Annotated in this window: 7 protein-coding genes; 2 read left to right on the forward strand and 5 right to left on the reverse strand. The window is 41.0% G+C overall.

The features are described 5' to 3' along the window. Window positions 1–126 precede the first annotated feature (126 nt). The 5 genes from BO222_RS08930 to lacG all read right to left on the reverse strand — a co-directional run bounded on the left by BO222_RS08930 (window position 127) and on the right by lacG (window position 8,670). On the reverse strand, window positions 127–1,980 hold the full coding sequence (locus tag BO222_RS08930) for a tubulin-like doman-containing protein (RefSeq protein WP_075820300.1): 1,854 nt from the start codon (window positions 1,978–1,980) through the stop codon (window positions 127–129). A gap of 217 nt (window positions 1,981–2,197) precedes the next feature. Then, window positions 2,198–4,411: a vWA domain-containing protein gene (locus BO222_RS08935; protein ID WP_075820302.1), complete on the reverse strand. Its 2,214-nt coding sequence runs from the start codon at window positions 4,409–4,411 to the stop codon at window positions 2,198–2,200. Window positions 4,412–5,180: 769 nt separating this feature from the next. Next, window positions 5,181–6,932 (reverse strand): PTS lactose transporter subunit IIBC, encoded by a 1,752-nt coding sequence (locus BO222_RS08945; RefSeq protein ID WP_075820306.1) that lies wholly within the window; start codon window positions 6,930–6,932, stop codon window positions 5,181–5,183. 2 nt (window positions 6,933–6,934) lie between these two features. Continuing rightward, window positions 6,935–7,246: a PTS lactose/cellobiose transporter subunit IIA gene (locus BO222_RS08950; RefSeq protein WP_075820308.1), complete on the reverse strand. Its 312-nt coding sequence runs from the start codon at window positions 7,244–7,246 to the stop codon at window positions 6,935–6,937. 23 nt (window positions 7,247–7,269) lie between these two features. Next, window positions 7,270–8,670, reverse strand: coding sequence for a 6-phospho-beta-galactosidase (gene lacG / locus BO222_RS08955; RefSeq protein WP_075820311.1), 1,401 nt, complete (start codon window positions 8,668–8,670; stop codon window positions 7,270–7,272). A gap of 265 nt (window positions 8,671–8,935) precedes the next feature. On the opposite strand from lacG, the gene BO222_RS08960 reads away from it, so the two are divergent. Further along, window positions 8,936–9,706, forward strand: a complete 771-nt coding sequence (locus tag BO222_RS08960; protein WP_075820313.1) for a DeoR/GlpR family DNA-binding transcription regulator — start codon at window positions 8,936–8,938, stop codon at window positions 9,704–9,706. Window position 9,707: 1 nt separating this feature from the next. Continuing rightward, window positions 9,708–10,361 carry an HAD family hydrolase gene (locus BO222_RS08965; protein ID WP_075820315.1) on the forward strand — a complete coding sequence of 218 codons (654 nt, stop codon included), beginning with the start codon at window positions 9,708–9,710 and terminating at the stop codon, window positions 10,359–10,361. Window positions 10,362–10,820: the final 459 nt, after the last annotated feature.

A 10,820-nucleotide genomic window follows, 5' to 3' on the forward strand; every position in this document is an offset into this window, starting at 1 on the left:
AAGCCCCTTCGGGGTCCTGTGGACCCTGGACAGAACAGACCAGGCATGTAGTGTTTGAATCAGGCAGTGAACTGGTCCAGTAAACTAACGGCTGTAAAACTACTTACACAGTTTAGTTGACAGATCCTACTGGATTCCTCTTTCGTAGACCTTAGCTCTGATTTTTCTATTCCCGAGGTCTTCAATCGCTTTTTCTTTCGACTTCAGAGTCCTTTTTAATTCATTATGTTTTTCTTTATGTTTTTTCTTCGTTCCAAAAATACCTTTCGGTTTGTATTCATCGAATGATTTAGCTCCTTCTTCTTCAAGGAACTTTTTCCATGGCTGTTCAACAAAATTCAAAAGATTCTTTTCGTTGGCATCGATAAACTGCTGATCGCCTTTCTGAATTTTTTTCATATCATCCAGAATCTTGATGAGCAGATAACGAACGGCATTTGGGTGAAGAATCTGACCATTATTCTCAATTACTTTTTCAAGATAATAGCCCTGATCCAATTTTCCCTGATTACTTGCTCCTTCATATAAGGTATAAGCCACATTCCTATATTCATTTTCAACATACGCATTGATCGACTGTAAATAGCTCTGAAGTTCGCTCGCAGCTTTATTTAGATACGTTTTTTCTTCATTGATATCCGTATCTTCATCGATCTTTTTTAAATAGGAATCAAGTGTAGCTTTTGTATTCTGAACCTCAGCAGCGCCAGTCAGTCCGGATATCAGATAGTCATCTACATTATTCAGATAAGCGGCTACAGAATCTTTTCCTTCCTGAGGATTTTTAACAGACAGCAGGATGCTTTGCGCGAACGGCTTCTTACCATTGGCATCACTTTCGATCGAAGAGGTATATTTCTCAGAACGATTCACTTCTTTTTCGAAATATCCTTCTTCTCTTCGTTTGGCTGCTCTTTCTCGTTCCATCTTGAACTGACGATCGTATTCAAGCCACTGTTCACTCACACTCTGTTTAGCCCAGTTTAAGCCAATGTACTGACAGATATCTTCATAAGGATAAATCAGACGGCTTGCTCCAGCTCCGGCATAACGGTTTCGTCCGCCCTCCTTGGCCAGCTTGCGAATGACATTATCTTCGGCAGAATTGCTTCGTTTATTCATCGGCCCAATCGACATGGAGTAAATGATATTTGCCGCATGATCCATATACTGTTCCAATGAATTCAGCTTCTTGCCTTCTGCATTCTGAGCATCAAATAAAAAGCAGAAATTATAAGGAAGAACATCATAATCTTCATGACGATCTGTTCCAGCAACCGGCATTTCGAGTTTGACTGAATCCTGATATTCTTCTGAAAGCAGCTTGTTTCCTTTGACTAAAAAGGCATCCAGTTCACGAAGTGAAGCATAGGCGTTGGATTTCAGGTTATCTCTTTGGTCTGCTGGAATGGCTCCATAGAACACTTCAGGCAAAATAAAGAATCCACGGGTAATATTCGAGTTCTGATGGAAATGATCTTCAAGATAGCGCTGAATGTACATAGCCACTGGAACAATCAGCCCGGATCCAGTCCCACCGGCCAAGGAGCTGACAATGGTTACCCGAAGTGAGTTTTCAGCTTTTTTCTGATCGACTTTGTACAGATCTGCGATCGCATCGTGTAAAGGATCCATATGTCCGATCCGAATGGCTGATTCAAAACCTAAACGTGAGATCGACCGAACCTGACCGGCCCCTTCAGAAAGGACCTTTCGATCAAGAATCGGATTATTTGGAAACCAGGTATCTCTGGCGTAATGGTCTTCTTCAAGATATTCTCCAACCGTCATTCTGGCTGAAGTCTGAACCACCCGGATTTCCGGATTGTTCGTTTTAATCATTGGGATATCGTTGGCGTCGGTATCAAAGATGACACAGGAAATATCGCGGCGCTGTTCGTCTGAAATCATGTCAGAGACTTTTGCGACAATTTTGCTTCCTGTTCCTCCGAGTCCGACAAGTAATGTTGGTGAACTCATTTCATTCCCCTCTTTCCAGTTCATGCATCTGATCAGGACGTTCGTTCATTGTTTGTTCATCGTCTTCCATAAAAATTTCCATATAAATATTGAGGATGTTGAGCAAAACGAAGATCGACCCTGAGTGTTTACAGATTCATAACTTATTATCTGTTGCTTTTATAAATCCAAAGTGGACAATCTATGAATTTTTTATTTTATTTCATTTTATTTCGTATCAGTCTGCAGAATACTTCTCGTTTAAAGTCAGCTCATACGTATATTGTCTGCCATCTACTGTGATTTCTGCGGTACGTCCAATTGGTTTGATCTTCACTGCCTGATCTGTTTCAGGATCTTTTTGTCCAACCACTTCATCATTGATGGAAACTTTACCCCCATCAAAAGCGTTTAGATTTTCGATGATCATTTTATGGTTGGATGTGGCTTTGACTTTCATTTTGGAATAGTCTTCTTCGCCTGCATCTCCAGGTGTAATGGCGAATTTGGCCGTTTGAGCCATATAAGGCAGAATTTTATTCTTTGTATCGACAATCAGTACCGAAGGCTCATTTTTTGTTTTCCCATTGATTGAATCTTTGGGCACACAACGAATATTCATCTTCTTTGGCAGTTTAGGAAGATACTTTTTCACTCCAGGAATGTATCCAATTGCAATAATCAATAGCAATATTGGAAGCAGGATAGCCCACCACCAGTTTCTGGCAATCCAATCGAGATGTTTGATAAACCAATTGCGCTGATCCTGAATATTTAATTCAACATCACTTTCCCCCTGCCATGGAATCGAATCCACACTTTGATCCATGACGATCTTCAGAGTTTCTTTTCCATAAGGCACATGATTAAAATCGCTCTGTTCTGAATTCGGAGTGATCGCAAAAACACCCGGTTCTTCTGTCTTTTCGATGATTGGAGCAGAGATTTTTGCTTCTGCATTTTCATCGACAACAATTTCAGGAACGCCTACCTGTTCCCATTCCTGCTCGGTCGGTGTTTTCCCTTCGACTTTCATCGATACAAAGTAAGGCTCATTAGCTTCAAGAGTCTTATTTAGTGTCCAGTCTGAAGGATCAGAAGATTCAAATGTCACCGCTTTGTCACTAAAAGCAGACAGAGCCAGGTTATCATGAACCCGGTTATAACGTAAGAAGGTGGCTGTCACATCAATTTCAAGTCCGCCTTCTTCAACGTGAATGGTCTCTCCATCGTTATAGCCTTCACCAATCAGTTTTCCATTATTCTTGATATGGGCTTCATATTCAATATCGCCGCTTTCATCAATGATGTTGTTTTCAGGAAGCAAGCTTCCATCCAGTCCACTGATCATTTCAAAGTGAAGAGTATAATCCCCTGAAGGAAGATCCATGGTTTCATCGACCCGCTCTCCATTGGAATTTGTCAGATAGGCAGTGACCGCCAGATTTGGCTGATAATAAATCTCGGTTTTAGCGGCATTTTCAGTATTGACCTGATAGGTTCCGGGGGTAAATTCACCTTCATAAATCGCAATTTCTCCCTGAAGGCGCTCTTTGGGATTGCTGTCGGGATGCTCGCTGTTATCGGACTTTTCAGTGGTTGAAACCTTAACCGAATCAACAAGTTCTCCGACTTCTTTTCCACCGGCATCCTTTAAGGATTTTACTTTTGAGCCATCTCCCTGAACAAAAACCGTAATTCTCGACATTGGAACATCCAGTTCAAAGGTTCCATCCGATCCAATTTCCTTTAAGGAGTTTGTATTATAGACCCGGTTGAAGACTTCTGTGACCTTCTCAAGAATCTGGTTGCTGTCGACTGCTCTTTCAGAATAAATATTCCGGCTTTTGACTTCATCGATATTCTGAGCCTCTTGGCCAAGTCCCAGAAAGATGATATTGATATCTGAATCCTTCTCGTTTAAGAACTGATCCAATTTATTCTTCTGTTCATCCTGAGTTCCATTTCCATTGAGAAACTGACCATCTGTTAAAACGATCAGCCACTTTTCTTCTCCGGATGAGTCTTCTAAATCATCATAAGCTTCTTCTACCGCTTCAAAAGGTGTATCTTTTGAAGCGGTTTTCTGCTCCTGGATTTTCAGGATGTTCTGATTGGGATCGTCACCGCCTTCAATAGTGATTTTGGGTCCATCGGCTTTTCCATCTTTGGAATAATCCGACATATAGTAAATCTTCATGACATCCTGCTCGCCTAACATGGATGCGAAGACTTCCATGGAGTATTTTGCCTTACTCCATGTGTCGACATTTTCTCCAGTCGCATAGTTTTTATACATGCTTCCCGAGTCATCATAGACGACATAGATATCACGGCTTGGAAGATCTTCTTCGGCATAGACAGGTTTGCCAAAAGCAAGCATAGACGATGCCATCAATGTTCCTGCAAGAACGCCAAACATTGATTTTGATATAGGCTTTCCTGATTTCATTATTTTTTCCTCTTGAATTCTTTTTTACTCTTTTCTCGCTGTTTCAGACAAAAAACTTTTCCTCTTAATTTTCATATCTTCTATATTTATATAGAGAGATTGATATAGAGATATTTCAGAGAAGTTGAAGTTCAGCGAATGATTTCAGAAGAGTAAAAACTGCAATTGAATCTGCTTTGTGGACTGAATCGAAAAAAGAAAGTTATTCTCTGATTCTTCACTGATGTTCTTTGTCTTTGGATCATCTGTTTTCTGCTTATCCATCGACAAGATAAATTGAAGCGATTTGTCATTTCAATCTGTATCCACATCTCAACTTTGAATCCATAAATTAGTCGTAAAACAGATGCAGTCTTCAGAATACGCCACGACTTAAAAAGAAGATTAAGCAGCAGTCTTTTTTCTATGGATCGGCAGGCGATCGTGACAATATTCTAAATTTTAATATCTCTAACAAAATACACTGTCAATTCAAGAATGTCATCACATATTGATAAATGTATGACTTTTGACCATTCTTTCATTTTAGATATTATCCGATCAAGACTCTTTTCAATCAATATGAGTTATAAAGACAAATATTCTTTAGTCTCTGAAAAAAAAGCAGAACTTCCCGAAAAGAATCATTCGGAAAATTCTGCTCTTATTTGTGTTTTTGATTCAGGATATTTTGAAGCCATTAAATCAATCAATCGGATCGTTTTTCTGAACTGATTTCATCCAGTCTTGATTTTGCTTGTGGATTCAAACATAAATAAGAATCAGGGATTTATGATTCAGAATTTGCTTCAGAAATAACGAAATCAACTGCGCCTTCTGGATCACGAGTCAGATTGATATACTGTGCGCCCTTGGTTTTAACCACCTTAATTCCATAACGATCAGCATCTGCCTTGATCTCATCATAACGAGACTGCACCTGAGGCGAAAGGACGACCAGATTGAACTGATTCAGGATATCAGTATGAGCACCAAAGGCCTCTGCCTGTGCACTGACCGGAAGATCTTTTCCCTGCGCTCCCTTATTTACAGCATTCGCAAACATCGCAGAGGTTCCAGCTCCTACGCAAAGCACAAGAACATTCAGTGGCTTCTGCTCGGATTTTGTTAAACCAGTTTCAGAATTCTCCATTTCACTTTGTACTGGAGAAGACTCCGTTTTTTGGGCAGCGCTGATTTGAGCCGCTTCAGTATTTGCAGCTTCAGAAACTTTTGCTTCTTCTTTTACTTCATCCTGAGCATTCTCTTCTCTTTTTTCAGCTTCTTCAATAACCAGATTAGCATCATAGGCTTTGATAAACGGAATATAGATGAGTGCATCTACAGCGATGACAACTGCGGCACAGACTAAAGCAAGCGGAGCCATTCCTGTTCCAAAGAACATGCCCAGAGGCCCAGGCATTGCCCAAGGCATAACATAGATAAAGGAATTCATACTCAGAAGATCTACAAACATTTTGAAGATCACTACATTCGCAATGGGAGCGAGTATGAACGGAACAAAGAAATAGGGATTCAGAACAATTGGTGCGGCAAACAGCACAGGTTCATTTACATTGAAGCAGACTGGCAGAAAGGAAGCTTTCCCTACTGCTTTGAGCTGCTTGGACCGGCACATCCACATGAATATAAATGGAACAACAAGGGTACATCCGGTTCCACCCATACAGGCTAAAAAGTTCATCAGACCCGTTGTCAGAACATGAGAAGCCTGCTCTCCCTGCTGAACCATCATCAGGTTGGCTTCGACATTGGCATAGATCGCTGCGGCAATTGCAGGTTCAACAATCGATGGACCATGAATACCCAAAAACCAGAAGAAGGCATAAGCTCCAGCAGCAATAGAAATTCCTACATAAGAGTCTGCTGCTGAAAACAGCGGTGAAAACAGCTGGATGATTGATTCTGCAAACCGGATCCCAAAGACCATTTCACAGATCAGATCGATCAGAACACAGACCAGAACCGAAAAGGAGTATGGGAATACGTTTTTGAATACATTTGAAATCACTCCAGGAACTTCAGGAGGCATCTTGATGGTGATATTTTTCAAAGTGCAGAATTTATACATGTTCACACTGATGAATGCAGAAATGAATGAGCATAACAGTCCTTTCGTTCCCAGGTAAGTTACATCAATTCCGCCATCGATCTCGGTTACCGCAAGCATCAAAAATCCAGTAATACTTGCGAGCATGATAGAGACAACGTTCAGGCTCATTCCCTTTGGCATGCGGCGGTTCATGCTTTCAGCCAGTGATTTGGCTGTGGTTGCTGCAACCAGAACGCCGACAATCCCCATCGAAAGGTTATAGACTCTCCAAAGCCAGGAGGAAACAGCACTTGGAAGGACAATTCCAAAGACTTCAGGCAAAGCAGCTAACAGAATAAAGATACTTGAAAACAGAATGGCAGGCATTGCGGTAAGAAAACCATCTCGAATGGCCTGCAGATAGATATTTCCAGCCAGTTTATTGAAGAAAGGGCGTCCTTTCTCAATGAATTGAATGATTGCGTTCATTTTTATTTTCTCCGATAAAGTTCAACCATGTCTGTAATGATGTCGCGTAAAAGAATTGTAGTCATCAGATGATCCTGTCCATGGACAAAGATAAAGCCCATATCCATATTGTCACCACCTGCTTCTGCGGCAAGAATCTGTGTCTGAGACTTATGAGCCAGGTTGATGTTTTCATCCGCATCCGCCATCAGCTGATCCACATTATTAAAGTTGCCCTGACGGACTTCCTTGAGCAGCTGCAGCAGAGTGCTCCTGGCATCTCCGGAATAAGCAACAATTTCAAAACCGATCATGTTCATTTCATCTTTAGTCATCTTTTTTTCTCCCTCTTTTGTTTTTATAAAATTGTTTTTGTTTCAGCGAGCTGTTTATACCAGTAAGCTGATTCTTTTGGATAGCGCTCCTGGGTTTCAAAATCCACAAAGAACAGGCCATATCGCTTGTTATAGCCATTGGACCAGGAGAAGACATCCATCAAAGACCATAGAAAATATCCTTTTACGTTGACTCCGGCATCAATGGCATCTGCCAGAGAGCTCATATATTTACGGATGTAGTCAATACGCGGTTTATCCATAATGATGCCGTGATCAAATGTATCCTTATAACCCATTCCATTCTCGGTAATATAAATGGCCTTGTAATTTGGATAGTCTTTTTTGATTCTCATCATCAGATCGTAGAGGCCTTCTGGATAAATCAGCCAGTCCCAGTCTGTTCTTTCTAGTCCTTCCTTATATATACGTTCACCAATCCCTTTGACCTTGTAGGATCCGGTTCCCTTGTCGCCCGTTCCGTTATGATGAATAGCATTTTCACCGTTGTAGGCTTTTACGAAATGAGACTGGTAGTGATTGATTCCAAGATAGTCATTACGATCTTTCGATTTTTCAAACTCAATAAAGTCTTCTTCAGGAAATTCATAAGAGGCGTTATTGGCTGCGCAGATTTCATCAAGCGCTTCTAATGTCTCCTTTGAATAACCGCCCTTATAGGTCGCATCGAGCAAAAAGCGAATACTTAGAGCATCGTCAAGAAAAGCAGCATGAATATCTTCAGGAGAATCACTGGCCGGATACTTGGTTTCCAGTGAATGAACGACCCCGATCTGTCCTGAATAGCCGTTTTCCTTAAACAGATTTACCGTTCTTGAATGAGCAACCATCATATTGTGAAGACACATGATGACTTTACTCAGATCGTATTTAATTCCCGGAGGGAAAATTCCAAGCAAATATTGGTTGGTTGCGATTGGATAGATTTCGTTGAATGTCGTCCAGTATTCCACTTCCGGGTATTCTTCAAAGCAGAACTTCGCGTAATCGACAAAAGCGTCAATATTGTCGCGATTTAAAAAGTCTCCCTGATCAAAGAGCGCCTTGGGAGTATCAAAATGATGCAGCGTAACAAATACCTTGATCCCTCTGTCTTTCGCTTCCTTGAGCACTTTATGGTAAAATTCGACGCCTTCCGGATTAACCTTTCCTTTTCCTTCTGGAAAGATACGGCTCCAGGCAATCGAAAGGCGAATTCCATTGATTCCAAACATCGAGCAAAGCTTTAAATCTTCTGGATAGCGGTGATAAAAATCACTGGCCGGATCTGCCAGAAACCTTCCCTGTTCTTTCAGAAATGTGTCCCAGGCCACTAATCCTTTTCCACCTTCACGAGTCGCACCTTCTGCCTGATAGGCAGCCGTCGCCCCTCCAAAAATAAAATCTTCCGGTAATTTTTTCATCGTCTTCCTCCTTTGTTTTTTCTTCACCAGATCGAAGCAACAATATAGTTTGTTTATGATCTTTTAAGTTTGGTTTTGTTTGTTTCGTTCCTGGTGACTCAATAATATCGAACACAATAAGCCGGTGTCAACGGTTTCAAACAAATTTATTGCGATTTACAAACACAATCAACCAAACGTAAAGAGAAAAGTTGTTTGTTTCTGTTTATTTGTATTGACGATCTTTTTAAAAACCGCTATAAAGATGGTGAGAGGAGTGATTGACATGCTTAAGCGCGAAAGACTCAACCAGATCTTAAAGATGGTGAATGAAAATGGAATCGTCACTGCAGCTCAGATTATGGAAGACCTGAAGGTTTCTGATATGACCGTCAGACGGGATCTTGATGAACTCGAGAGAAATGGAAAACTGGTAAGAATCAGAGGAGGAGCTCAATCCATTGACTATAACATTGACTATGAGCTTTCCCACATCCAGAAATCGACCATTAAAGCCCATGAAAAAATGGAAATTGCCCGTTATGCCGCCAGCCTGATCCAGGATGATGAAACGATCTTTTTAGGTCCGGGAACCACCGTTGAACTCTTAGCCTCTTTAATCAGCGACCGCCACATCCGGGTGATCACCCCATCGCTTCCAGCGTTTGAAATGCTTAAGGAAAGCTTTGAGGACCGTGTGATCCTGATTGGAGGAGCCTATCGTTCGACTACTGGGTCCTTTGTCGGCCCTTTAGCTAACAAGATGCTGAGCAGCCTTAAGTTCAGCAAGACATTTATATCGTGCAATGGAATTGCCGATGATGAAATCACCACCTCATCCATGGCCGAAGGTGAACTTCAGGCCTTAGCCTGTAAAAATTCGAGAAAAACATACCTGCTTGCAGACATCCATAAATTTAACCGAGAAGATTTTTATGTCTACTATGATCTCTACAACATTGATGAATTGATCACAGATTCTTCTGTTTCTCAGGATGTTTTAGACCATTATGGAGAATTTACAAAAATCGTGCAGACCAAAGGAGACGAAAAATAAAATGAAAGGTGTAATTTTTGATTTTAACGGAACACTGTTTCTGGATAACGACAAACACATCAAAGCCTGGAGCAAAATCTCCAGAGAACTGCGAAACAAGGACATTACCGAAGAAGAACTGCATCAGAAAATGAATGGCAAACCCAATAAACTGATTATTCGCTATTTAAATGGAGACAAGGAAGATAGAGAACTTGAGGAAAAGTACTCTTTGCTAAAAGAGCAATATTATCGTGAATTCTGCAAGGAAGATACAGAGAATTTCCATCTGATTGAAGGAGCCACAGAACTTTTCGATCATCTCAAAGAAAGAAACATTCCATTTACCATTGCTTCTGCCTCCATCAAGCCAAACATCGACTTCTTTGTCGAAAGCTTTGGGCTCGATCGCTGGATGGATCCAGAAAAAATCGTCTACGATGATGGAACCTATGAGGATAAAGTGGATATGTTTAAGAAAGCTTCAAAACTGATCGAGGTTCCTTTAAGCGAGATCACAGTCATAGAAGATTCTCTGGCCGGAATCCGCAATTCAATTAAAGCGGGCGTCAGGGATATCCGCCTGCTGGATTCAGGAAACATTAAAGAACAGGTCAGAGATATCACTGAAATCCATCAGATCGTTAGCGACATGAATGGTATTGATCGCTCCTGAAAATGTCTTTAAAGATATCCAATAGCCAATAACCAATATACAAACTAAAAATGGTAAAAGATATATCTGAACAGACCATTCAAAACGAACTTTCAAATAATGAATCTCCTCGTATTGTATGAGAGTAATCAGAAACCAATGAGTCTCCAACAAGTGGTGTTTCATTGAACTAACCCCCATGGGGGTTAGTTCAATGAAATCGCCGCCTGACTCATGGCTGAGTTGCTCTCATTTTCTTTATTTAAGATAATGGTGACGTTTTGAACCAAGGTTATCGTCATTCTCCTTGCGGCTTCCCTGAATGTCCGCCTACCAAAGCCTTATTCCTCCCATTCAAGACTTCTCCGAATACTCGAATAAGTTAGTTTCAGCCTGATTTCATCAGTGTCTGCCCATTTGCGAGGCTGCGTTTGTCTTGATAGAGAGGTGCAATTCAAAACTGATTACGAGAAGAGGTTT

Source organism: Ileibacterium valens (assembly GCF_001945525.1).
GTDB classification, from domain to species: Bacteria; Bacillota_I; Bacilli_A; order Erysipelotrichales; family Erysipelotrichaceae; genus Ileibacterium; species Ileibacterium valens.

What these genes read in the sequence shown, in the direction of transcription:
- BO222_RS08935 (WP_075820302.1), bottom strand. Translation starts at nt 4,411, where the DNA reads ATGAAATCAGGAAAGCCTATATCAAAATCAATGTTTGGCGTTCTTGCA.
- BO222_RS08950 (WP_075820308.1), bottom strand. Translation starts at nt 7,246, where the DNA reads ATGACTAAAGATGAAATGAACATGATCGGTTTTGAAATTGTTGCTTAT.
- BO222_RS08960 (WP_075820313.1), top strand. Translation starts at nt 8,936, where the DNA reads ATGCTTAAGCGCGAAAGACTCAACCAGATCTTAAAGATGGTGAATGAA.
- BO222_RS08965 (WP_075820315.1), top strand. Translation starts at nt 9,708, where the DNA reads ATGAAAGGTGTAATTTTTGATTTTAACGGAACACTGTTTCTGGATAAC.
- lacG (WP_075820311.1), bottom strand. Translation starts at nt 8,670, where the DNA reads ATGAAAAAATTACCGGAAGATTTTATTTTTGGAGGGGCGACGGCTGCC.
- BO222_RS08930 (WP_075820300.1), bottom strand. Translation starts at nt 1,980, where the DNA reads ATGAGTTCACCAACATTACTTGTCGGACTCGGAGGAACAGGAAGCAAA.
- BO222_RS08945 (WP_075820306.1), bottom strand. Translation starts at nt 6,932, where the DNA reads ATGAACGCAATCATTCAATTCATTGAGAAAGGACGCCCTTTCTTCAAT.